Annotated in this window: 18 protein-coding genes and 1 pseudogene; 6 read left to right on the top strand and 13 right to left on the bottom strand. The window is 42.1% G+C overall.

The window, feature by feature from the left end; translation table 11 throughout:
• Positions 1-4: 4 nt before the first annotated feature.
• Positions 5-328: a hypothetical protein gene (locus NST25_RS08535; protein WP_340393779.1), complete on the bottom strand. Its 324-nt coding sequence runs from the start codon at positions 326-328 to the stop codon at positions 5-7.
• Positions 309-620 (bottom strand): hypothetical protein, encoded by a 312-nt coding sequence (locus NST25_RS08540; RefSeq protein WP_340393780.1) that lies wholly within the window; start codon positions 618-620, stop codon positions 309-311. Before NST25_RS08540 ends, NST25_RS08535 begins: the two co-directional genes overlap by 20 nt.
• Positions 621-800: 180 nt before the next feature.
• Between NST25_RS08540 and NST25_RS08545 the strand changes: the two genes are divergently transcribed.
• Entirely contained in the window at positions 801-4,985 is a 4,185-nt protein-coding gene (locus NST25_RS08545; protein ID WP_340393781.1) for an AAA domain-containing protein, read from the top strand.
• A gap of 253 nt (positions 4,986-5,238) precedes the next feature.
• Here NST25_RS08545 and NST25_RS08550 read toward each other — a convergent pair whose 3' ends face one another.
• The 5 genes and pseudogenes from NST25_RS08550 to NST25_RS08570 form a co-directional block, all read right to left on the bottom strand.
• A complete protein-coding gene (locus NST25_RS08550) occupies positions 5,239-5,604 on the bottom strand; it encodes a hypothetical protein (protein WP_340393782.1) in 366 nt (121 codons plus the stop codon).
• Positions 5,605-5,626: 22 nt separating this feature from the next.
• On the bottom strand, positions 5,627-6,238 hold the full coding sequence (locus NST25_RS08555; protein ID WP_340393783.1) for a hypothetical protein: 612 nt from the start codon (positions 6,236-6,238) through the stop codon (positions 5,627-5,629).
• Between the two features lie 219 nt (positions 6,239-6,457).
• Positions 6,458-7,279 (bottom strand): annotated as a pseudogene (locus NST25_RS08560) (SpoVR family protein); the annotation flags it as partial.
• A gap of 616 nt (positions 7,280-7,895) precedes the next feature.
• Positions 7,896-8,909: a bifunctional glycosyltransferase family 2/GtrA family protein gene (locus NST25_RS08565; RefSeq protein ID WP_339190259.1), complete on the bottom strand. Its 1,014-nt coding sequence runs from the start codon at positions 8,907-8,909 to the stop codon at positions 7,896-7,898.
• Positions 8,906-9,877, bottom strand: coding sequence for a phosphodiester glycosidase family protein (locus tag NST25_RS08570; protein ID WP_076184669.1), 972 nt, complete (start codon positions 9,875-9,877; stop codon positions 8,906-8,908). The genes NST25_RS08565 and NST25_RS08570 overlap by 4 nt, the downstream gene beginning before the upstream one ends.
• A gap of 158 nt (positions 9,878-10,035) precedes the next feature.
• Between NST25_RS08570 and NST25_RS08575 the strand changes: the two genes are divergently transcribed.
• The 5 genes from NST25_RS08575 to NST25_RS08595 all read left to right on the top strand — a co-directional run bounded on the left by NST25_RS08575 (position 10,036) and on the right by NST25_RS08595 (position 15,257).
• Positions 10,036-10,752 (top strand): response regulator transcription factor, encoded by a 717-nt coding sequence (locus NST25_RS08575; protein WP_036684414.1) that lies wholly within the window; start codon positions 10,036-10,038, stop codon positions 10,750-10,752.
• Positions 10,752-11,687, top strand: coding sequence for a sensor histidine kinase (locus NST25_RS08580; protein ID WP_248547660.1), 936 nt, complete (start codon positions 10,752-10,754; stop codon positions 11,685-11,687). The genes NST25_RS08575 and NST25_RS08580 overlap by 1 nt, the downstream gene beginning before the upstream one ends.
• A gap of 117 nt (positions 11,688-11,804) precedes the next feature.
• On the top strand, positions 11,805-12,725 hold the full coding sequence (locus tag NST25_RS08585; RefSeq protein ID WP_076126453.1) for an ABC transporter ATP-binding protein: 921 nt from the start codon (positions 11,805-11,807) through the stop codon (positions 12,723-12,725).
• Positions 12,709-13,410, top strand: coding sequence for an ABC transporter permease (locus NST25_RS08590; RefSeq protein ID WP_256717259.1), 702 nt, complete (start codon positions 12,709-12,711; stop codon positions 13,408-13,410). Before NST25_RS08585 ends, NST25_RS08590 begins: the two co-directional genes overlap by 17 nt.
• A gap of 209 nt (positions 13,411-13,619) precedes the next feature.
• Entirely contained in the window at positions 13,620-15,257 is a 1,638-nt protein-coding gene (locus NST25_RS08595; RefSeq protein WP_340393788.1) for an ATP-binding protein, read from the top strand.
• A gap of 64 nt (positions 15,258-15,321) precedes the next feature.
• Here NST25_RS08595 and NST25_RS08600 read toward each other — a convergent pair whose 3' ends face one another.
• The 6 genes from NST25_RS08600 to NST25_RS08625 form a co-directional block, all read right to left on the bottom strand.
• Positions 15,322-16,173: a DegV family protein gene (locus tag NST25_RS08600; RefSeq protein WP_340393790.1), complete on the bottom strand. Its 852-nt coding sequence runs from the start codon at positions 16,171-16,173 to the stop codon at positions 15,322-15,324.
• Between the two features lie 151 nt (positions 16,174-16,324).
• Positions 16,325-17,188: an AraC family transcriptional regulator gene (locus NST25_RS08605; protein WP_175617329.1), complete on the bottom strand. Its 864-nt coding sequence runs from the start codon at positions 17,186-17,188 to the stop codon at positions 16,325-16,327.
• Between the two features lie 145 nt (positions 17,189-17,333).
• Positions 17,334-19,016: an alpha-glucosidase gene (locus NST25_RS08610; protein ID WP_340393792.1), complete on the bottom strand. Its 1,683-nt coding sequence runs from the start codon at positions 19,014-19,016 to the stop codon at positions 17,334-17,336.
• An 88-nt stretch (positions 19,017-19,104) separates the two neighbouring features.
• On the bottom strand, positions 19,105-21,423 hold the full coding sequence (locus NST25_RS08615; RefSeq protein WP_076184663.1) for a glycoside hydrolase family 65 protein: 2,319 nt from the start codon (positions 21,421-21,423) through the stop codon (positions 19,105-19,107).
• Positions 21,424-21,742: 319 nt separating this feature from the next.
• Entirely contained in the window at positions 21,743-22,399 is a 657-nt protein-coding gene (gene pgmB / locus NST25_RS08620) for a beta-phosphoglucomutase (RefSeq protein WP_076126465.1), read from the bottom strand.
• Positions 22,400-22,621: 222 nt separating this feature from the next.
• Positions 22,622-23,668 (bottom strand): LacI family DNA-binding transcriptional regulator, encoded by a 1,047-nt coding sequence (locus NST25_RS08625; protein ID WP_076126466.1) that lies wholly within the window; start codon positions 23,666-23,668, stop codon positions 22,622-22,624.
• Between the last annotated feature and the right edge of the window lie 506 nt (positions 23,669-24,174).

The raw sequence follows: 24,174 nt of genomic DNA on the forward strand, positions 1-24,174 counted from the left end.
TAGGCTATTCATCATCAGGATCTATTCCCCAAAAAATATAATGCGACAACCCCGTATTAGCAAAGTAACAAGCATCCACATATACTTCACGAAGATCCTCACCAATTCTGTATATAATGATCACATTGCCGATTAACACCCAGAAGTATCCATTGAACTCAAAGCTAGGAAAGTCAGAGACACCATCAGCTTTATATTGGGGTTCATCCGCCAATACAGATTTAGAACGTCTGAAGACGTTCATGGGGTCCACTTTGTATTTCTTCATACGCGCCAATGCTACTCGTGCATAAGTGGTCCAGAGCACTTTATAGGCATTGTTTTTCATTTCCGACCTCATTCAGCAATTTGGCAAACTCTTCCTCGCTGTCACTATATGTGGAAATTCCTTCTTTACGATCCTTTTGAGCTTGCTGAAGTTGGTACAGAACGCCTTCATCTTTAAAAATAACTGAGGTCATTCTCTTCTTTTGCTCATCCGTAAGTGTAAGCTGCTCATCTTTCCTTTGTAGCGAAACGTTGAATCCAAAGTTTTCTTCGATTAATTGGACTAGATCTTTAAGTTCTACATAAGGTTTATTTTTAAAACTTTGCTCTAGTTGTTCTTTTGAAATGGACATTCTGCTCACCGCCTTTTCGTCATTATAACATAAGGGTTGAAGCTTCCTAAAGTTAATATATCTTTACATAATGATAAAAAAATGTATGTTTTATTTGCAACTGTATAATGACACTAATTATAGTGGTATTATAATTATAGGTATTATTTCCTAGTCGGTAAAAATAATGAGGTGTGAAATATGCAAGAACTGATTTCAATGTACAGAGATCGTTTAACGGATTTAACTGCAAAAAATAAAAGTTTGAAATTAATGAAAATTTATAATAAAAATCATTTTGATATTCACTCTTTCTCAAAAATAGAAGTTGGACTTGATGTTGCAATATTGGAAAAAATCTGTGCTCTAGAAGACGAAATCAGTTTGATTCCACAGAATAGTCTTGTTGAAGAATCTGTATTAGTTAACCATAGGCTCATTCAACTAAAAAGAGAAGTTGATCTAATTGAACAAGAAACGGGCAACAATCCTTTTTACGTTGCCTATGGATTTCTGGAAGGGTATTTAGTGCCTAATTTCTTTATTAGATGTCCAATATTATTTATCCCAGCTAGGCTTAACAAGGCAACCGTAAATAACAAACCTTATTGGGTACTTGGGGTGGGAGAAGAGGCTAGCCCTTTCATTAATCAAACCTTTATTATGGCAATTCAAAAATACATAGGTGGGGACATAAGTTTATCTATTCAGGAGGAGATTTCCTCTGGGTTACCATCGAACTTAAAAGAAATTTTACCGTTCATTTACGAACTTCTGAGGAAGCATGATATATCTTTAACATTGGAGACTGATCAAAGTATTGCTCCTTTTAAAAATATAAAAAAAGAGAATATACCAGAAGGAAAAAAAGGCTTTACTTTATATCCATATGCAGTTATGGGGAAATTCCAGCAATCAACAAGTACATTACTGAATGATTACAATTTACTGTTAGAAGATTTGCCCGAAGGTGGTTTTTTGGATGCATTAATTAATGGATCTGAAGAAAATGAAGGTGATTTTGAGCAGATCTCAGAGGAAGAATTAAATCAAGTACATCCTTCAGAAAATTTCTTTGTCCTAGAAACCGATGCTAGCCAAGAAGCAGTTGTTGTAGCTGCTCGTAATAGAAAAGGACTGATTGTACATGGGCCCCCTGGGACAGGGAAGTCTCAAGTTATCGTGAATTTAATTGTGGATCGTATGTCTAAAGGACAAAAGGTCCTATTGGTCTGTCAAAAACCTGCGGCGCTGGATGTTGTGTATAACCGACTGGGACAAATCAATTTACAAAATCATGTTGCTCTTGTCCATGACTTTAATAAGAACAAAATTGATGTATATAGAAAAATTGCTTCTGTAATTGATCGGAGTCTTCCTATAAAGGGGCAGGACATTGATCGTATTTCAAATGAAAAGTTTGCACTGGCTCAGAAGTTGAATAATACAGCATTCTCTTTACACCAAGAGCGTCCTTTTGGTAAAAGTTTATTCTATTTATACAGCAAAGCTAAATGGGATCAGACGTTGATTATCGAGGTTGAGGATTTATTGGGAAACCTTACTTTTGATGAACTGGAAATGACTTTAATTGAGCTTAAGACCGTAATTGAATTGAAGCAGAAATATGATACTTCAAACCACCCATGGAATAATCGTAAAAGTTTCGCGGGCTTTTCGGTGAAGCAACATTTAGATTTGAGCAATATTCTGAGTTCAATAGTCAAGGATGTTAAGCAAGTAGCTAATCTTAAGAATGAACTCCATTTATTATTCGAACCTGTTTATTATCTGGAGAACATTCATGTTCTTTACGATATGCAGAAAGCGACGACTGCTTTTAAAAATAGAAATTTACACAAACACATCTTAAGGTTTTTTAGTGATGAAAATGCTCACCAGGTAACTGAGAACGATAAACATCTTGAGATCATTAGATCAAAGTTTGGGTCATTTCAAAAACAAATAAATATTTTAAATGAGCGTCCAGAGGCTGTTACTGGTCTAAGGTATGAAGAGGCAGTGAAATGGAATGAGAAACTAAAACTCTTTGTTGAGCTTAACAAGAAATTCACTCGATTTTTTAATCATAGCTGGTATTCGTTAAAAAGAGAAATTCAGGATCATTTTAAGGCTAATGGAATATTGTTTAACATGCAATCCCTTCAGGAATATCAAGCAAAGGTTGAAACATATATACGCTTTGAAGAAATCCGAAATGAAGCAAATCTTGTTTACTTCTATTCAGATGCACCAATAGAAAATCAACTGGATAAGTGGAATGTATGGATTAAGTTAAAGGAGAATGCTAAAGATTTTATTCAAGCTTTTGTTGAAACACAAACTTGTTTTCCCGACTGGATTAGCAATCCAAGTACACATGATCATTTAGGAGAATACTTTAATGAACCTTTCAGTAATGAAATAAATGGATTAATAAAATTAGCAGAGCAAACTAGAGAGTTAAATGTTCAAATACGTAGCTTAGAGCCATACTTGAAGCGAGAAACCGTTATTGAATATGTTAAGCAGTTAAACGAAGGGATTTACAGTATTCAAGAATATGAAGGATTGTTGAGAACACTGGACCAGTTTGATAGCTTATGCAGATTAGATCAAATGAAAGAAGAAATGGGTGACTTGAGAAAGAGATTACTTGAGCGTTGCGCTCAAAAGGCACCACTTGAAAGCACTCCGAATGTAGTGAGTTTCTGGATTAATCTTATTCGAAATAGTTTCTTGCACGCTTGGATTCTAGAGATTGAATCTGCCGAGCCGCATGTAAAAGACGTGTCCACTGAAATTTACAAATCCAACCTAGACCGTTTTCAAAAGTTATTGAATGATAAGCGAAAAGCAGTCCCAATACTTATAGATTCATTACTTGCTAATGCAGCTACTCAAGTAGTGGGGAGCACACGGCAAAAATTAAAGCACGAATCGAATAAAAAAAGAAAGTTAATGCCATTACGCCAAGTAGTAGGGCATTTTTACGATGATTTATTAAAGTTGGTACCTTGTTGGCTATGCACACCTGAGGCGGTGAGCGCTATTTTTCCGTTACATCAGGATATGTTTGATCTTGTTATATTTGATGAAGCCTCCCAGTGTCCAGTGGAAAATGCAATTCCGTCCATTTATCGAGCGAAGCATCTCATAGTAGCAGGAGACGAAAAACAACTTCCACCTAGTTCATTCTTTCAAGCAGCTATCGAGGATGAGGAAGAGGATGAAGATGATAATACAATCTATGTAGACAAAACAGATAAACATGCAAAAAGTTTATTAGAGTGGGCTAAACCAAAGTTCCCTGATAAATGGCTAACTTGGCATTACCGTTCAGAGTATGAAGAGTTAATCAACTTTTCGAATTACGCTTTTTATGATAAAAGAATACAAATTGCTCCATCTGTAAAGAAAGGCACTGGTTCTAGGCCAATAGAATTTATTAAAGTTGACGGCCACTGGGAGAATAGCTCAAACCGAGTTGAAGCTGAAAAAATCGTGGACAGTGTCATTAATATTCTTCAAAATGATGATTCCCAACCAACACTTGGAATTATCACGTTTAATAAAGATCAAGCAGATCTTATTAATGATGTATTTGAAGAAAGAATGGTAAAAAGTCCTGAACTCAGAGTGCTAATTGACGAAGCTAGATCTCGTAAGAATGGCGATGAACATATAGGACTTTTTGTTAAGAATATTGAGAATGTGCAGGGTGATGAGAGAGATGTTATTCTTTTCTCTGTTGCTTACGCGAAGAACTCTGAAGGTAAAATGGTTAGCCAATTCAGCGCACTTTCTAGGGATGGTGGCGGAAATCGTTTAAATGTTGCTATATCTCGTGCGCGGAGAAAAGTAATTATAGTTTGCTCGTTTGAACCAAGTGAATGGACAAGAGCAGAGACTTACGCACAGGGAGTTAAGTATTTAAAACGATATTTGGAGTATGGTAAGGCAATCTCAGATGGAGATTATTCGCTCGCTCAATCAATTTTAAACGGATTAATTGATGCCACGAATGTGAAGGATCTAAACAATCAACTGATTTTTGACAGTGGATTTGAAGAAGAGGTATGTAATGCACTTCGATCTTGTGGGTACGACGTGCATACCCAAGTTGGTTTTTCTGGTTACCGCATCGATTTGGCGATCGTAGACCCTGTAGGAAAAGAAAGATACATTTTGGGTATAGAATGCGATGGGGCAACTTACCATTCTTCAAAGGTGGCCAGGGAGAGAGATCTGTACAGGCAGCGATTTTTGGAAAGTAAAGGATGGAAAATACATCGGATTTGGAGTCGTAACTGGTGGTTAGCAAAGAATAAGGAAATTGAGAAAATACAAAAGGTGCTTGAAGCACTTTCAGAGGAAGTGAAATGAACGGAGAATAAACTGGGAAATTTTCTTCTAGTGTAGTGAGAGATCCATTGAACAATTTATTGACTTGATATTATGGGCAAAGAAAAGAGCAGAAGGAGTAACTGCATTTGTTCTGAACACAACAAGATCGTAAATGGGGTTCGATAATTTCAATGCAAAATATAATATAAAGTCTTGAAGAAAGAGCGAAGGAGAGTATCCCTTCGCTCTTTCTTAAGCATCTTAACTGTCACTCTAGTTTGTGGGATATGTTTTATGGACAAACTATCTTGAAATAGGTTAATCCTTTTATTGATTTTCCATTTAAATCGAACTTTCCAAAACTCCAGCACTCATTATGCTCAATCATAACATGAAATAATATTAATCCAAAAAAGAAAGCAGCATGAGTTTCATTTTTGTTGCAAGCGTGGTAAAGCGGCTCAAAAACGGTGCCTCCCCAATGAGTACCAGGAATCCAACTCGATGTGTGGACATTGTTGCCATCAATTCGATTAATAAGTTCATTTTTTATCTTTAAAAACTCTAGGTCGGACAATTGAGTACGCCATCGTGTAAAGTCCCTTTTTCTATTCTTGGGCAGATCAGTTATCTGTTCACCATCTATGGTAAATAACAAGTACGTCCCTCCCAAAAATGTATTATCGATAATGATTAAGCAGTACCTCTGCTGCACGGAGCCTTATTTCTTCGTTTTCATTGTTTAATAATTGTCTTAATACATCAATTGCTTCATTCAAAACCTCTGTAGAATCAGATTTATTTGATTGTGTTAATTCGCTTGTTCCATTATCCAATATAGCATCAATGGCTTCCATGTGCTTTGTTAAGTCTGCAATGGTACCTGGATACCGAAGAGAACCTTTTATTGGATTTGGAAGGTTATAGCGGAATAGCGGCTTTTTTTCAAAGAACCATTTTACATTACGTGTATGCGGATAGCCCTCGAAGTCATTGTCATATTGTTTAATGTAAATATAATCCGAAACAATTTCACCTAGGTACACATCTCGCTTGTTATCGTCGGGAACGACTATAACATCTCCAATGTTGATGAAGTTAACAAAAGTGTTGACATTGCCAATTCCATCAACCCAACCTTTCTTTTGCAAAATCCCCTTAAGATCATTGTTATCTAGATTAGCAAAACTCTCTCCTGCTGGGTAACCAATAGCAATTTGGTTCTCATCTAAAAAAGTTTTCATTCGGTTGATGCCATGAGGCATCGGACGGATTAACCAAGCGTTTTTCAAATCAAATAACTCCTTAATTTGTGGCGTCATGTGTTCTTGTATTTGATTATATATTATTAAATTAAATATGTAAACACATGAGTTATCATAACACAATAAAAAGACTGTCTTGGATGTGACAGTCTTTATTAATCCTACATTATTGTTCTTAATTTCAGGAAAGAAGCTACGAGTAAAGAGTCTTTAGTTGTCTTCAGCAAATTAAGCACCTTAGCTGACCGAAGCCCAGCCTTCGTTCATGATCTTCGTCTCCATCTGCGGCCAGAAGTAGAGCATTTCGTCATGGAGCATCGTCATAATGTCACGCTGCCAATCCTCCAAAACAGTGGAATATTGCTGGATAAACCAGACCATATCTTTTTCTGGCTCCGGGGGGAAAGCACGGTTTCCAGAGGGTGCTTCCTGTGGCCCGGTATTGCTTTTATCTAAATTCCATAATTCGTCATAAGGATTGGATGATTTCGAGCCGCCTGGAGGGGCGTCTTTGAGCTCCTTCATCTTAGCTTCCAGTAGGTGAGTTTTGCCCAGCTTGCGTGGCTGGATCAGACTGGGGTCTATATGCTCCTGGATAGCCAGCACTGAATCGATGAAGCTCTCCACAGCATCAGTTCCGTAAGTTACAGAATAACCGGCAATCCGATCTGCTGTAGCTGACATGCTCTCGACCATATCTCGGTTGGACATGGAGAAACGCATATTATTTTTGAAAAAATCACAGTGCGCTAGCACATGGGCAACGATCAGCTTATTCTGAATCAGTGAATTTCCATCCAGCAGGAAGGCATAACAAGGGTTGGAGTTAATAACGAGCTCGTATATTTTGCTCAGTCCGAAATCGTATTGGGATTTCATTTTATGAAAGGTTTTTCCAAAACTCCAGTGTCCAAATCGTGTAGGCATTCCATAAGCGCCGAATGTATAAATAATATCTGCGGGGCATATTTCATAACGCATGGGATAAAAATCTAAACCGAAGCCAGTGGCTATTTCCGTAATCTCGGCAATGGCCCGCTCTAGCGCATTAATTTCTTCGCTTGGCATGAATCTTTCTCTCCCTCCAGCTTGGGCTTATGCTGCAACCTATTCTGACAAGGCTGCAAAGGTTCCGCAACAACGTCCGGGACTGTTCCATTTAAGTATATGGGAGAGAAGATGAGTGTATGACGTTCTGAATTTCTGAGTGAAGATAATGTGATTTTGTATACATTATTGGAAGAAAGCACTAGCTTTTTTTGTATGCGAATTCTATCAATGGCATCCTTCTCGGTGAATTCGGACTCAGCTGACGTTATTTGCAAATTTCCAGCCTTTTGAACAGGGTTTCGGACCCCACAGACGCTATCCCACAGAAAGAGGCTCATATGTGGTGTCTTTCTTGCCAATAGCGGCTATGGGGTCCGTTAGCATACCAAAAGTGGAATAATACTGCGATTAGTGTCATCTGTGTCCGATAGGTGCCCAATAGGTGCTCCATATGTGTTCGAGGAGCAGTTCCATAGGTGCCCGATAGAAGCTCCACAAGTATCCGATTAGTACTCCATAAGTGTTCAAAAAGTGCTCCACAAGTGTCCAATTAGTGCTTCACAAATTCCCAATTGCTCACCACACAAGCATAAGCAGTCGAGAGAACGTAACCTTCCCCAGAGTACCCAAACCCTCAGTACACAAACCTCCGTTGCGCCCAATAGCTGAATAGGAAGATTGAAGCCTCGGTCAGTAGCTTGGCGGCGACAAGCGGAATAATCAGCTTTTCATTATAGAAATAGAGTAGCCCATAGTTGAACAACAATACGAGGATCACCAGCGCAAAATATTTGGGAAGCGATGCCTGAATCTTGGAGCGTTTGCCGCCTGTGAAGACATATTTTCGGTTCATAGAATAGTTGAAAACAGAGCTGCACAATCTCGCGGCCGCGACGGACAGGAATAGGTTATGGCTGAGCCTTTGAAACAGGAATAAGAGTGTGAAGTCGAGCAGGGCTGACAGCAGCGAAGAAGTGCTGAATATCAGTATCGGCAGATAAATCCGGAAGGAGTCCATCAGAGGCCGGAAATGGGATGATTTATTATCGTCCAGATAGACGGTATCGATGTACTCTTCAGTAATGGTATACCCCTCTTTATGGGCGGTTAGCAGCATGTTCATTTCATATTCAAACCGTTCGCCGGGAATCTGGCATAGCCAATCAAGCATTGATAGGGGGTAGCCGCGCAGACCAGTCTGTGTATCATAAATCTTAGTGCCTGTAGTTAAGGAAAAGACCGTCCGGGTTACCGAGTTGCCGAAGCGGCTGCGCAGAGGAATGGTTCCGGTGAACCGGCGGCTGCCGAGTACGATTCCCGGAGTAGTCTGGTTCCGCAGAGATTCAACGATCCGGTTAATATCATAAGGCAGATGTTGGCCGTCGCTATCCGCGCAGACTACATAATCCGGCAGACCGGCCTCCTGAATATACTGGAACCCTGTCTTCAGAGCACGTCCTTTTCCGAGGTTGACTTCATGGGTTAGGACAGTGCAGCCGAATGCTTCGGCCATATCGAAGATTCCACGGTAGTGCGGGCCGCTGCCGTCATCCACAAGAACAATAGGTTCAAGCTGGAAATTATGCAGCTGTAAAATCAAATCGAGCAGTCGTTCATCGGGCTCATAGGCTGGGATCAGTATAGTCATGATGTTGCACCCTCCTTGATATAAAGAATGTCGCTGACGCCCCGCTCCTTGTTTTTGCCCTGCGGATTATTTACGACCCGTCCCATGAAGTACATAGTGGATGAACCACCGCCGTCCAGATTGTAGGCTTCTGTGGCGCCAAGGTCGGACATTACATCAGCTAGCTCAGTAAGGGTCATCCCACGGCTGTACCCTTCATTGCGCCCGTCAACTACGACAAACACATAATGGTTTGGTGCGATCATACCAACTGCGGTGCGGGGATTCGCATTCTGGATGGAATGGTTGCCGAAGTTGGTATCGATTTTGACATTGCTGAAATCACTGGCAATCTCCCCGTCCTGAATCAGAATCGGACCAAAGGAAAGGGTATCGGTGGCCCCTTGCGCCAGCAGTTCAGAGGAAGAAATCTCTTCCTCGTTATAGGTTTGCATTGTCCCATCATCGAACAGCGCCATTGCATCCCGCACAGGATCATCACGATACACCGTGCCGTTACGGATTATCACTCCGTCATTGCGGAAGCCATAGTAATCACCGTTGATGGCAAAAATCGCATGGTTCGCGGAAGCAATGTCCGAGGTATCCTCAGTGATGTTTGTTCCAAAGCTGTTGTCGGCAAAAGCAGTGCGCAGACTGCTCGCTTCCTTGAGGACGATATCAGCGACAAAATAAGTGATCTGGTCTGAACCGGAACCGGTCTGCACTTGGTCGATCTGGATCTGAATATCATCGCTGGAGTAATTCCAGTCGTCAGAGGTTGCGTTAACTTCGGCAGTTGTAACGGCTGTAGCTCCTGAGCTGCTAGTTGTAGCTGCATCATCCGCAACTACGACTTCGACATGTTCGATTAAGTAACGATCTGCCAGACTATATATCACTGTGCCGAGAAGCAGGAGGACAATGATCATCACGATCAGCAGCTTTCGTTTGAAGCTCCAGGCTTGCTTACTTCTCTTGTTCAACATTGAAGCATCACCTCATTTTGTAAGTTGTTAAGGCCATAATACCTGGGCTACCTTTAATGAAACTGAAATAAAAGCTGAAATAAAAACCGAAATAGTAAGAGCTCCGGGAAATTGGTATAATTTAACGAAGAGGTTTTCGACTACGGGGAGGTTTGGACATGCCACAGCGTGTGCTGCTGATTGAGGACGACGAAGCAATCAGTGAAATGGTCAGGTCTTATTTGGTAAAAGAAGGTTATGAGATTGAAGCTGTATTTGACGGTGAAGTAGCGGAGAGAACATTTCGGACCGGTGGTCCATTTGATCTTGTACTGTTAGACCTTATGCTGCCGAAGCGTAGCGGGACTGACATTCTTCAGACTATTCGTGCGGGGAGTCTGGTTCCAGTGTTGATCATGTCCGCCAAAGACAGTGATGTAGATAAAGCGCTTGGGTTAGGCTTTGGGGCGGATGATTATATTACGAAGCCCTTTTCTATGATTGAGCTAGCGGCTAGGGTGAAGGCAGCGATCCGTCGTGCAGGTTATGCATCTCCCAGTATCCAAGTGGAAGATCAAGCTCCGGTGAAGCAAATGATCTCCATTGGCCGATTGACTGTAGATTTAGATAACTTCTCTGCGTTGAAGAATGGGGAAGAAGTAAAGCTAACGTCGAAGGAATTTCATATTCTTAAGCTGTTTGTGACGCATCCGGGCCGAGTATTTACCAAAGCGCAGATTTATGCGAGCGTATGGGAGGATGATTATTTCGGGGATGAGAACGTCATTAATGTACATATGAGAAGATTGCGTGAAAAAATAGAAGACGATCCCTCCCATCCCGAATACATTAAGACGTTATGGGGCATCGGGTATAAGCTGGGAGAACAGCTATAATGATCGCGGTGCTGGGTGTTGTCATTGTGCTCTTACTCGCCGTCATTGTGTGGCAATATCAGAATTCGCGTAAAGCTTCTAATGATTTGCGATATATGCATGACAAGTTAAGCAGCATTATGGAGGAAGGCTCACATGAAAGATTGCTGCTGTTCAGCGGTAATTTGGAGCTGCAGAGCGTGCTGATTGACCTGAACCGGCTGCTGGATATCAATCATAAAGGAAGCATTGAGCGCGTAAGGTTGGAGAAATCTATGCGTAATATGCTGTCTAATATTTCTCATGATCTAAAGACTCCGCTAACGGTTGTGCTTGGTTATATTGAGACCATTCAGCAGGATGAGCATTTGCCGGCCGGGGAACGGGAACGGATGATGAAGATGATTCATCAAAAAGCCAATGAAGTGATCCAGCTGATGAACAAGTTTTTTGATTTGTCCAAGCTGGAATCTGGAGATCGGGAAATTGCGCTTTCACGAGTTGAGGCAGGTGAAGTATGCAGACGCAACATCCTTTCTTTCTATGATATCCTCAGCGCTAAGGGCAGTGAGGTGGAGATTGAGATTCCGGATGAGGCTGTTTACTTCATGGGAAATGAAGAGGCTCTTGATCGAATATTGTCCAATCTGTTGTCGAACGCAATTTCTTATGGCGACGCTGGGGGCGTATTAGGATTAAAGCTCTATAGTGATGAGAACAAAGTATACATAGAGGTGTGGGACCGGGGAAAAGGCATCAGTGAAATACACCAAGATAAAGTATTTGAGCGTCTGTATACGCTGGAAGACTCAAGAAATCGGGCTTATCAAGGCAGCGGTCTAGGTCTGACGATCACCAAAAGATTAACGGAGCAAATGAATGGAACGATTACACTGGTTAGTCAGCCGTATGTGAGAACGGTGTTTACCCTTACTTTTCGCAGATTACGCTTCTAAGGCATAGAATTGTGCGCAGCTTAAGATTTTCGTAAGAAACGAGTAATAAAAAAGAAAATTCTGCTGTGTACAATAAGAACTAAGGAAGACGAGACGAAAACAAAGGGGAGCGCGGAATTGACTACAATACTTCGGACAAGAAATTTAACGAAAACCTATCAAGGTAAAGAAGTCGTCAGCAATGTGAATATGAATATTAAGCAAGGTGAAATTTACGGGTTTCTTGGACCGAATGGTGCTGGCAAAACTACCGTGATGAAAATGGTCACGAACCTCGTTAAACCTACGAGTGGAGAAATTGAATTTTTTAATGAAAAAATGACTGAGCATTCTTACGAAATGCTGAAGCGGATGGGCTGCATCATTGAATACCCAGTGTTTTATGATAAATTGACAGCCAAAGAAAATCTGATTTTGCACGGAGAGTACATGGGCTATTATGATCCGCAAGCGATTGGTGAAGCGCTGGAGCTGGTAAAGCTAACAGGTGTCGATAAAAAGCCGGTGAAGCAATTTTCACTTGGGATGAAGCAACGTCTGGGTATTGCCAGAGCCTTCATGACGAAACCTGAACTGCTCATTTTGGATGAGCCGATTAATGGGCTAGATCCTGTGGGAATCAAGGAGATGCGTGAAGTGTTCCGGATGCTTAGCCGTGAATATGGAATGACGTTACTTGTATCTAGTCATATTCTGGGGGAAATAGAGCAGATTGCTGATACGATCGGTGTGATCCGGCAGGGTGCTCTGGTAGAAGAAGTGGCGATGGATTCCATTCGTGGCCAAAATACTGAATATATCGAAGTGGTTACGAATGAGATTAATAAAGCAGTGTATGTGTTGGAGCATAAGCTTGGGCTTAATAATTTCAAAGTGCTGGACCATATTACTGTCAGAATATATGACGGTGGAATCTCACAGCGTGATCTGAATAAGGCGTTAGTGCTAGCAGATGTGGAAATTGAGAGTATCAGCAAAAAACAACATACGCTGGAAGATCATTTTCTGCAATTGATTGGGGGTGAAGGCATTGCTTAAATTAATATCTTTGGAGATTCGGAAGAATAAGCTAAAAACGCTTCTTACAGGTGCAGCAATCGTCAATCTTGCGATTCTTGCTTTTATGATTATGGTTTTATTCGTTGATCAAAATGAGAGTGAACCGTCGTTTGCTTCTTATGCAGAGTTGTTTGAGGGCGTGTTCGTTTTTGTAAAGGCTGCTTATATTATTTTCGCTTCGGTTATTATTAGCAAGCTGGTGATTGATGAGTATAAGAACAACACCATTACTCTTCTCTTCATGTATCCTATCTCACGTAAAAAGCTGATGACTGCGAAAATATTGATAGTGTTCGCCTTCACATTTGTGGCCATTATCGTGGCAGATATTGTAGTCGGCGCTATCCTAGTAGGATTCAATTCCTTTGCAGGGCTTATTCCGGGTGAACTGACCCTTCATGTAATCACTTCAGAGCTGATTAAGTTAGGCGCAAACGCTTTTTACGCAGCGGGTATTGCTCTAATCCCATTGTACTTTGGAATGAAGAAAAAATCGGTCCCTGCCACCATCGTCTCAGCTGTGTTAGTTACCTCCCTAATTTCTGGGGGATTTGATCAAGCTCGCTTAGGTAATTTAGCGGCGGTGTCGATCTCACTTGGTTTGCTAGGAGCAGGTATTGCCTATATGGCTATTCGCAACATTGAACATAAAGATATAGCCTAATAGATTCGGAACTCACCCCCTTTTATAACCCTTTTGTAACGATGAAAAAGCATCGTGATTGGGGTTAGAAAGGGGGGATTTGACGTTTATCTACGACTGATTTCCGTAATTTTGATATAATAGATATGAAATATATTTTAAATTTTAGATGAACATTGCTCGTTTAGGGGTAATGATAATGGATGAGAGAGCCTGAGGGGATGTGAACTGTGGATAAAGACTGGACGTCCATTCTGAGACGGTTGCTTTCGGAAGAGAGCGCTTATAAATCGTTATATGACCATCATCCTGATTTGATATTCGTTCTGGATAGACAAGGTCGCTGCGTAGGAACCAACCGAAATTTTCATCTAGGCTTGAGCGCAGAAGCGAAGTTGCAAAATACAAGTCCGATATCAGCAAAGAGAAAAAAACTTGGCAATATTGCTAGTTTTGAGGCTGCTCTGCAGGGGAACTCCTCAAGCTTTGAGCTACAAGATTTAGAGAATCCCAAAAAAGGCTCGGATTGCGTAGGCGTTAAACTTTTACCGATCAGAACGGAAGAAGGGATCGCCGGGGTATTCGCGATTACTCAAGTGGCTAACGGAAGCGCTCTTTTACATGCAAAATTGTTACAAGACTGGCTAGATGAATTAGAGGACACCTTAGATACTGAATTACCTATCACGGGCGAAGTGGAGATCAGCTCCAAAGATACCTCAATAGTAGCTGTGAAGGATCAACAATCGAGTCTCATTCTGAATTCCGTCTCCGCGGGAATCTTTGTGCTGGATACAACGGGGCGCGCTCTATTTATTAACCGTGAGGCAGCGGATATGTTAGGCTACCAACCAACAGAATTGATGGGTTTGAAGCTTATGGATTATATCCATCATATCCAAGGTGATGGTTCGCGTTATTCGACACCTGATTGCCAGATTAGTCTTACGATAGAGGATGGAATCATCCGCAAGAAAGATGATGAGATCTTCTGGCGTAAGGATGGCACCAGTTTTTTTGTTAATTATCGGGTAGCACCTCTTATTGATGAAGGGGGGATCGCAGGTGCGGTTATTGCCTTCAGTGATATTACGAATGAACGAGAAATCATTCGTGCCAAAGAATCAGCAGAGCAGGCAGCGCAAGCCAAATCTGATTTCTTAATGATGATGAGCCATGAAATTCGGACGCCGATGAACGGGATGATCGGAATGGCTGATCTATTGTTGGATACTGAACTTGGAGAAGAGCAGCGAGGTTATGCCGAGATTTTACGCAGCAGTAGTTATACGTTATTGCAGATCTTGAATGACATTCTTGATTTCAGCAAAATGGAAGCAGGTAAAATGTCACTGCAATCCGAGAAGTTTGATCTCCGCGAGATGATCTCAGACGTCATTGATTTATTTGCACCGAAAGCGGAAGAGAAGAAACTGGCATTACGGTGGTGGATGGATACTAGCGTTCCAACCATCATCATTGCTGATCCGATCCGCTTGCGGCAGATTGTCGTGAATCTGGTAGGCAATGCGCTGAAATTCACGGAACGTGGGAGCGTGACCCTATCGGTGAAGAACATTCCACTATCTGATGAACAAGAATTTTTGTTGGAGTTTTCAGTGCGGGATACAGGTGTAGGAATTGCCGGTAACAAACTCAATCTATTGTTTCAATCTTTCTCACAGCTGCATCCGTCCATAAACCGTAAATATGGAGGCACAGGCTTGGGACTGGCGATTTGCAAGCAGCTTGTGGAGCTGATGGGTGGGACGATCTTTGTAGAAAGTGAAGAGAATCAAGGTTCTACGTTTCGTTTTATGTTGCCTTGCAGAGCAGAAGATATAGAGCTGGAAGTACCTTCAAACTAGGGGGGTTACACACAAATCTCCGGTCCATTTGCTTAAGAAGCAATGGCCGGAGATTTGTGTGTTATTAGTCCTGAAGCATATACATGAGACCTACAGTATGCGGTCCACAATGGCTGCCAATTACACAACCCGCATGGAGGATTGCTATTTCATTAACTTGAGTTTTCTCTCGTAGTGCTGCCTCCAGATAGAGTGCATCTTCTTCCGCCAAGGTATGGACCACGATGAGCAACTCATTATCCATTCGATCGACATGAACCAAAGCGTTCTGGAGCATTTGTTCCACAGCTTTTTCTTTTTTGCCACGGATTTTGCTGGTAGGTATGATGCTTCCATCTACCAGTCTAAGAACAGGACGGATTTTGAGCAGACTACCGATGAAGTTCTGCATGCCTGAACAGCGTCCACCCATATATAAGTAATCTAGCGTATCCACAACGAATTCAGTTTCCACAAGGCTGCGGCTGTGCTCCAGCATGACTGCAATCTCTACGGCAGAGTGGCCCTTTTCAGCAGCTCTGACAGCCTTCATAACAAGGAGGGCAATGCCTCCGCACAAGGTTTGCGAATCTATAACCTGTACGCGTCCCTCAGGAAATTCCCCGGCAGCCAAAAGTGCATTCTGATATGTAGAGGATAGTGAGGAGGAGAGACTGATATATACAATATCTTGTCCGCTGCTAATCACGGGTTGAAATGCAGCAATGAAATCTGCTGGCGAAGGTGCTGCCGTTTTCGGCAATACTCCACTAGCGGCTACACGGCGATACACTTCCTCGGGTGTAATATCTTCACCATCTTTGTAGGTACCTTCTTCAAATACAACATAAAGAGGAACGATGCCGATGTCATAAGTATCCTTCCAGTTTTGAGGTAAATCGGAAGTGCTGTCTGAAAATATTTTTACAGTAGACATGAAATTCTCCTTCACCGATAATTCGGATGACAATAATCATTATAGAACTACATAATCTATTTATTATACCAAGACTATGCCAATTCTCAAAATGAAATAGTAGGCAATCACAAGAAAAAAGACTATCGGGATTTCGATAGTCTTTTTAGTTCTATTCTTTTTTCGTAACAGGGATCCATATCTCACAACGATAGTCCTCTGCGTCTGGTCTCCCTGGAAGATATAGCTCAAACTCAGGTCCGCCTGTGTGCTCGTAGCCTGTGGAAGGGAACCACTCCTGGAAAATGCGTGCCCATACCTGCTGGATCGCATCAGGCATCGGCCCTACTGAGGTGAACACAGCCCAACTTGCAGCTGGAATTGTTGTAGAAGCAAAGCCCTGTGCATCAGTCTCTGGAGTAGCTTCGACAGCGATCCAATAGGAGAAGGTTTCTTTATCATGGTTCATGTCAGAGCAGATGCCTAATAAATCCTTATCTTCACCGAGCTCAATCAGCTTATCCGACGTACCATTTTCATTAGCTTCTATCCACAACTGAGGGATGCGGCGCAGATTCTCCCCATCCTTCGTTGTCATTTCCTCTACTAGTCCGATAACATTAAAGGCGTCTCTTTTCTCAATTCTGTAGTCCATTTCTTTATCTCCCTTCAGTGATAGATGGAAGGAGAGTCTAGGGAAAGCCTTGAGCTGTACCCCTGACTCCCGCGCAGCAGAAGGAGTAATTCCATGTGCCTTGCGGAATGCTTTGGCAAACGACTCGGGCGAGTCATATCCGTATTTCAGTGCAACATCCAGCACTTTAACTTTAGAAATAGCAAGCTCCTGTGCAGCCAGAGTTAATCTGCGCTTACGGATATAGTCTTTAATAGATATTCCGGTAAGCATATTGAACATGCGCTGGAAATGAAAGGGGGAGGAGTAAGCAACCTTGGCGATTTCTTCAATGGTCACAGATTCCTCCATCTTGCTCTCCATATAATCTAAAGCTTCTTTCATGCGGATAAGCCATTCCAAGTCCGTCATCTCCCTTTAAGTTCATACTATCAGGCTGCATTTGCAAAATCCTGTTATTCCGTGCTCTCTAATGACAGGTAGCAGGCAGAAGGATAATCTCATAAAAAATCATCCTAAATAGTATAACTCAGGAAGATAGACAAAGTTAGTCTTTCAATCGATACACTCTTGCTTCATAAGGTCGTAATAATTCCCGTGTGGGTGCATTATCAGGGTAATTTCCAATAATAAGTTCCGTAACCTTACTTAGCTCTGCGGAAAGATCAACAGTCTGTGGAACCTCATTGAAATTGAGCAGCACCAGCCACTTCTCGTCATCCAGAGTACGCGTATAGGCATAAATATCCTCATGCTCTGGCAAAAGTAGCTTGTATTCGCCATAAGCCATGATCGGATTTTTTTTGCGCAAAGCAAGCAGCCTTTGGTAATAATAGAAGATGGAATCCGAATCCGCCAGGGCCTGCTCCACGTTAATTTCCTTGTAGTTCGGATTAACTTTGAGCCACGGCTCCCCTTCAGTAAAGCCGGCATTCGCAGAATCATCCCATTGCATCGGAGTGCGCGCATTATCACGGCCTTTGATATGAATAGCGTTTAGCACGCTGTTAGGATCAGCGCCGCCTTCGGTAACCTTTTCGCGATACATATTGAGGATTTCAATGTCTTTATAATGTTCAATGGCTGTGAACTTTACATTAGTCATCCCGATTTCTTCGCCTTGATAAATATAGGGTGTCCCTTTCAGCGTGTGCAGTAAGGTAGCGAGCATTTTGGCAGAGATCACACGATACTTACCGTCATCCCCGAATCTTGAGACCATACGTGGCTGGTCATGATTGTTAAGATAAAGACTATTCCAACCCTTATCCGCCAGACCCACTTGCCATTTATGAAGAATATCGCGCAGCTTCGACAACGTCCACGGGGCTACGTCCCATTTGCCGTCAGGACCCGAGTCCACATCCATATGCTCGAACTGGAATACCATTTGCAGCTCTTTGCGTTCCTCGTCCGTGTAAAGGATGGCATCTTCAACTGTAGCGCCAGGAGTCTCGCCGACAGTCATAATGTTATAGTTGGATAACACTTTGTCATTCATTTCATGTAAAAAATCATGAACACGTGGTCCATTCATATAATATTCGCCACCCCAAGCAAGTTCCCCGGGAGCAAGGCCGTCTCTATGAGAGGAAGGGAGACCTTCCACCTTGGAAATCATATTGATTACATCCATTCGTAGACCATCCACACCCTTGTCGAGCCAGAAGGTGATCATCTTGTATAACTCCTCACGCAGCTGCGGATTCTCCCAGTTGAGATCCGGTTGCTTGCGCGAAAACAGATGCAGATAGTATTCACCAGTGGTTTCATCCAGTTCCCAAGCCGGGCCGCTGAATACAGAACTCCAATTGTTGGGGCGCTCACCATCTGGTCCACCCGGACGCCAAATGTAGTAATCGCGATATGGATTATCTTTTGAAGAACGGGATTCTACGAACCAAGGATGCTCATCTGAGGAATGATTGATTACAAGGTCCATCATCAGTTTTATGCCACGGGCGTGCAATCCAGTCAGTAATTCTTCCCAATCCTGCAATGTGCCGAACTCATCCATAATATCTTGATAATCGCTGATGTCATAACCGTTATCGTCATTTGGTGATTTATATACAGGTGACAGCCAAACTACGTCGACACCTAGCTTTTGCAAATAATCCAGACGTGAAATGATTCCTTGCAGATCTCCAATCCCGTCACCATTGCTATCTTGAAAGCTGCGGGGATAGATTTGGTAGACAACGGCTTCTTTCCAAAAGGTTCTGTTCATTCAAAATCACTCCTTATATAAGTTATCTTCCTAAAAAATAAAGAGACCCCAAAAGCATTAAGCTTCAAGGATCTCTTGGGTGTAAGTTTTATACTGTGACGGAATTGCTATCAGCAGTGATGCTGCTTAGTCCGTTTACGGTATATTCTTTGTCGTAGATAGTAATAGAAGCAGGGATATCAGTTTCATTCGTAACAGTAACTTGTGCATCCGTAACGCTTACTTTCAGACGGGAGCCGCGGAACATGATTTTAAAAGAGTAAGCGGTCCAGTGACCTGGGTTAGATGGGCTCAGTGTCAGTCTGCCGTCATGCACGCGGAGTCCGCCGAAACCATGTACGATTGACATCCAAGTACCAGCCATGCTAGTGCTGTGCAAGCCGTCTTCTGTATCATTGTTATAGTTATCAAGATCCAGTCTTGAAGTACGCAAGTACATTTCATAGGCCTTATCCTTATATCCCAGCTCACTGGCTAGAATGGAGTGGATACAAGGGGAAAGGGAGGACTCATGAACAGTGATCGGTTCATAAAAGTCGAAGTTACGTTTTTTGGTATCGAGATCGTAACGGTCACCCAGGAAATATAATCCCTGAAGAACGTCTGCTTGTTTAATGAAGCAAGATCGCAGGATACGGTCCCATGACCATTTTTGGTTAAGTGGCAGATGCTCACGTTCCAGATCTTTGACTTGAATGATCTCTTTGTCCAGGAAGCCATCTTGTTGTAAGAAGATACCCAGCTCTTCATCCGCAGGATAATACATCTTAGCAATGATGTCTTTCCATTTTGTAGTTTCGCTCTCTTGCAGCCCTAGTTTGTCAACTAGCTCAGCATAACGAGTAGGCTCATTTTCTTGCAGGTATGCCAGTGCTTCCATGGTGTATTCCATAGTCCACGAAGCCATACGGTTCGTATACCAGTTATTATTAACGTTATTCTCATATTCATTCGGGCCCGTTACGCCGAGCATTACGTATTTGTCTTTTCGTGATGCATAGTGAACACGTTCTTCCCAGAAGCGGGAGATTTCCACGAGAACTTCAAGGCCATATTGTCCCAGATAAGCTTTGTCTCCGGTGTAGTTCACATAGTTGTAAATGGCGTAGGCAATGGCACCATTCCGGTGAATTTCTTCAAATGTAATTTCCCACTCGTTGTGGCATTCTTCACCGTTCATAGTAACCATTGGGTATAGCGCACCTTTTTTGAATCCAAGCTTACGGGCATTTTCTTTAGCTTTCTCTAAGTGCTTGTAACGGTAGATCAACAAATTGCGGGCAATGGAGGAGTCCGCCGTACTGAGATAGAAGGGAACGCAATACGCCTCTGTATCCCAGTAAGTGCTGCCGCCGTATTTTTCACCGGTAAAGCCTTTAGGGCCAATGTTCAGGCGGTCATCTTCACCATTATAGGTTTGATTGAGTTGGAAAATATTAAAGCGAATCGCTTGCTGAGCCGAAACGTCACCTTCAATGATGATGTCGCTTTCTTTCCATTTTTCTCTCCAAGCTTCAATTTGTTCGGTCAAAAGAGTTACAAACCCGGCTTCCTTAGCAGCTTGCAGAGCAGTTTGGGCGGCGTCGACCAATTGTCCCAGACCGTGATTCCGAGAAGTAACATTGGCTACATATTTATAAATGACGATTTGATTGCCCGCTTGTGCGGTTACGTCCAGTTTGCTGGCTACATATTTCTCTTGTTCGATGACTTCGGCTTCGGCAGTTACCTTCTCACCATTGACAAGGATATCAAAAGCCATAGCAGAGGTGACATGGAAGTCGAGTTTCTTAGTCTTTAGAGTGAGATGTCCATGATCAGGTCCCGCTTGTTTCTCAACTTCATTCCAGAATTTCTCGTCATAGTTGGAATCCTTGTTCTTCACATCACCATCAAGATAAGGAGTAATCGTAATCTTGCCTGAGAAATTGACAGGAATGATGGAATAGCGAATCGCGCCGATTTCTTGACGAGTCATGCTTACGAACCGGATACTTTCTACTTTAACTTCCTTACCATCTTCGAGAGTGGCAGTGAAGCTACGGGAGAGCGTTCCTTCTTTCATATTAAGTACACGGCGGAATTCGGAAACGGTGCACTTTGCCAGGTCAAGGGGGGTACCCTCGATATCAATGTTAATACCGATCCAGTTCGTGCTGTTAAGTACTTTGGCAAAATATTCAGGATAGCCGTTTTTCCACCAGCCGACACGTGTTTTGTCAGGGTAGTAGACGCCAGCCATGTAGCTGCCTTGCAGGCTGTTGCCGCTATATTGCTCTTCGAAATTGGCCCGGCCACCCATAAATCCGTTACCAAGACTAAATACGCTTTCAGAAATTTCTTGCGTCTGTGGATCAAAGGATTCCTCAATAATGGACCATTCATCAATTGTTAAATATTGTTTCACGATAACCGCTCCTTTAAATATGTTAGGGGGATATATAAAATGAACAAATCTTTTGTTAAACTTCCAGTGATATAAAAGTGACTGCGATGAATCTTTGGACTTTCGATCGCTGTTATAATCAGATTTCTATATTTAAACCACATTTTGCGGATGAAATCTGATTATAAAGGCGAACGCTAAGCTTCTACAGTTCCAAAATTCCTCTCCGTCACTTCATCACCAGAAAGTTAACGATTAATTATTAGTTCATTTAATCTCTGGTAGGAATGTCCATAACAACTCAAATCAGTACTATTTGAGTTCATTATGTTCACTATATTTATGCAAAAGATTCTTTGAGCACGGACACACTCATATGAGCGAGCGATGGAACCACAATATTCGCTGCACTGAGGGTTTCCGGCGAACCAATGCCAACACTGAACATACCGGCCCGGGTAGCGGCCTCAATTCCCGCTTCTGCATCTTCGAAGACTACACAATGTTCAGGTGCGGCATCCAGTGCTTTGGCTCCTAACAGGAACACTTCCGGATCTGGTTTAGCAGCACTAGTGTGAGTTCCATCGATGATTGCATCAAAGTAAGGGGTTAATCCGGTATTATTCAAGATCGTCATTGCATTTTTACTGGCAGAACCGAGAGCGACTTTGATGCCATTCGCGCGGCACTCTTTTAGGAAATCAAGCGCACCTGGGAGAATCTCAGAACTGTCCATTTTCGCAATATATTCGACATACCGATTATTTTTCTGTTCCGCAAGCTTAGCTTTCTCTTCTTCATCAATCGTTAGTCCGCCGATTTCCAGCAAAATATTTAGTGAAGCCGTTCTGCTGACTCCCTTAAGGCGTTCGTTATCTTGTTCTGTGAAAAGAAATCCCAGACCATCTGCAAGCTCTTTCCAAGCGATATAATGGTATTTTGCTGTATCGACGATTACTCCGTCCAAGTCGAACAAGCAGGCTTTAATTTCCGGCATTGTAGTACCTCCTAAAAGTTTTGACAGCGTCGTGATCCAGCGGATGCCGTATTAGAATCTTATTAAACCGTTTAAACTTTGATTAAGATGTGTAAGTTTATCCTAACCTAAGATCCTAGAAATCACCCATAAAGAACTGGATCATTAAGTATTGTATGATTTAGCGCAAACGTTTGTACAGATTTTCAAAAAATAAATGAAGCGAATAAACGCTTCACTTATTCATTCGGTTTCATGCTTTGCGAGAGAGTGCATGGATGACTCTCTCACGATCAGACGATGGGGAATAACAAATCGGTTAGTATGACCTGAACCGTTATCCGGACTCTTGATATTTTGGATAAGTACTTGTGATGCGGTGTAGCCAAGATGATAAATTCCTATATCAATACTGCTGATCGGAGGACTAGATAATTCAGATAATGGAATATTGTTAAAGCTTACAATGGCGAGATCGTCTGGAACCTTGTATTTCAGTTCGTTCAACCCACGCAAAATTCCGAACGATACCATGTCATCCACCGCTACCAGCGCAGTGGGTCGATTCGGCAAATTCATGAAAAAGGACATCGCTCTGTAGCCGCTATCCTGTAGAAATTCACCCTCTACAATCCATTCATCCCGCATTTCTAAACCGCTATTCTGCAATGCTTTACGATATCCGGCGAGACGGTCACGAGAAACGATTAGATTAGGTGGTCCACTTACGAAGCCAATACGTTTATGCCCCATGGAAATGAGGTGGTTCGTAGCATCGTACGCTGCCATCACATTATCATTATCGACTGATAAAATATTCTCATATTTATCACTTCGGCCAACAAGCACGAATGGATAATCGTTGCTCTCTAGAAAATCAATAACGGCATCATCCGTACGAGAGTAAAGCAGAATAACGCCGTCAACACGGCGACCCTTCAGAAGTCGTGAAACGGCTTCCAGTTCTTCTTTCTCGTTCGCTCCGGAACTTATCAGCACATCATAACCGGAACGGCTGGCTTGTGTAACGATCCCGCGAATTAATTCCATAAAAAATAGATTAGAGAACAGCTCTTCAGCAGGTTTAGGAAGACTGAAGCAGATGCTGTTAGTAGTTTTCGACACCAAGCTCTTAGCCATCATGTTAGGGGTATAGCCCATATCCTCCATAATAGCTTTAACTTTGCGGGAAGTTTCCAGGCTGATTCTGGGATGGTTGGACAATACCCGGGATACCGTGGAGGGAGATACTCCCGCTTTCTTGGCCACATCCTTAATGGTAACTGTCATTGAAACCTCCTTATGGAACCGTTTGCTTTACACAGTAATATTAATCTAAGAGTTCTAAATTGTAAATAGATAAAGTCATTCAAAAGGAGGAAATTGCTACTTTTGGAAGGAACACAAGAAATTTCAATGTAATATTGTTGCTTTTCACCAAAAAAGTATGAATGATTCGGGAATTTTGATCTTAATATGTATAAATGCGGTCTGAATTTTGCGAAAAGAGCATTCGCTGAATGCAAACGTATGGCTTAAAGGATGCAAGAACTTAGCTGAAAGGAAGGGAAGAACAAGTTTCGTTTTTATTGCGGCTTTAAATTGAGATTTTATTTTAGAAAATACTGGTTGACAATACCGTAAATTCGGCATTAGTATGTAAATCAAAATACAGCAAGCGTTTTCATTGGGTATTTTTAGGCTGTAATCAGTTGCACTAACGATCGGGTTTTATGGACTAGTGTTTGTGCATAGCTTTTTGCAAACGATTGCACTAATTTTGACATGATGTATCA

This window comes from Paenibacillus sp. FSL E2-0190 (assembly GCF_037992965.1).
GTDB classification, from domain to species: Bacteria; Bacillota; Bacilli; order Paenibacillales; family Paenibacillaceae; genus Paenibacillus_AQ; species Paenibacillus_AQ odorifer.

Excerpts from the sequence above, each read along its gene's own strand:
- pgmB (WP_076126465.1), bottom strand. The coding sequence starts at position 22,399 with ATGCCGGAAATTAAAGCCTGCTTGTTCGACTTGGACGGAGTAATCGTC.
- NST25_RS08575 (WP_036684414.1), top strand. The coding sequence starts at position 10,036 with ATGCCACAGCGTGTGCTGCTGATTGAGGACGACGAAGCAATCAGTGAA.
- NST25_RS08565 (WP_339190259.1), bottom strand. The coding sequence starts at position 8,909 with ATGACTATACTGATCCCAGCCTATGAGCCCGATGAACGACTGCTCGAT.
- NST25_RS08600 (WP_340393790.1), bottom strand. The coding sequence starts at position 16,173 with ATGTCTACTGTAAAAATATTTTCAGACAGCACTTCCGATTTACCTCAA.
- NST25_RS08580 (WP_248547660.1), top strand. The coding sequence starts at position 10,752 with ATGATCGCGGTGCTGGGTGTTGTCATTGTGCTCTTACTCGCCGTCATT.
- NST25_RS08540 (WP_340393780.1), bottom strand. The coding sequence starts at position 620 with ATGTCCATTTCAAAAGAACAACTAGAGCAAAGTTTTAAAAATAAACCT.
- NST25_RS08570 (WP_076184669.1), bottom strand. The coding sequence starts at position 9,877 with ATGTTGAACAAGAGAAGTAAGCAAGCCTGGAGCTTCAAACGAAAGCTG.
- NST25_RS08545 (WP_340393781.1), top strand. The coding sequence starts at position 801 with ATGCAAGAACTGATTTCAATGTACAGAGATCGTTTAACGGATTTAACT.
- NST25_RS08625 (WP_076126466.1), bottom strand. The coding sequence starts at position 23,668 with ATGACAGTTACCATTAAGGATGTGGCCAAGAAAGCGGGAGTATCTCCC.
- NST25_RS08535 (WP_340393779.1), bottom strand. The coding sequence starts at position 328 with ATGAAAAACAATGCCTATAAAGTGCTCTGGACCACTTATGCACGAGTA.
- NST25_RS08610 (WP_340393792.1), bottom strand. The coding sequence starts at position 19,016 with ATGAACAGAACCTTTTGGAAAGAAGCCGTTGTCTACCAAATCTATCCC.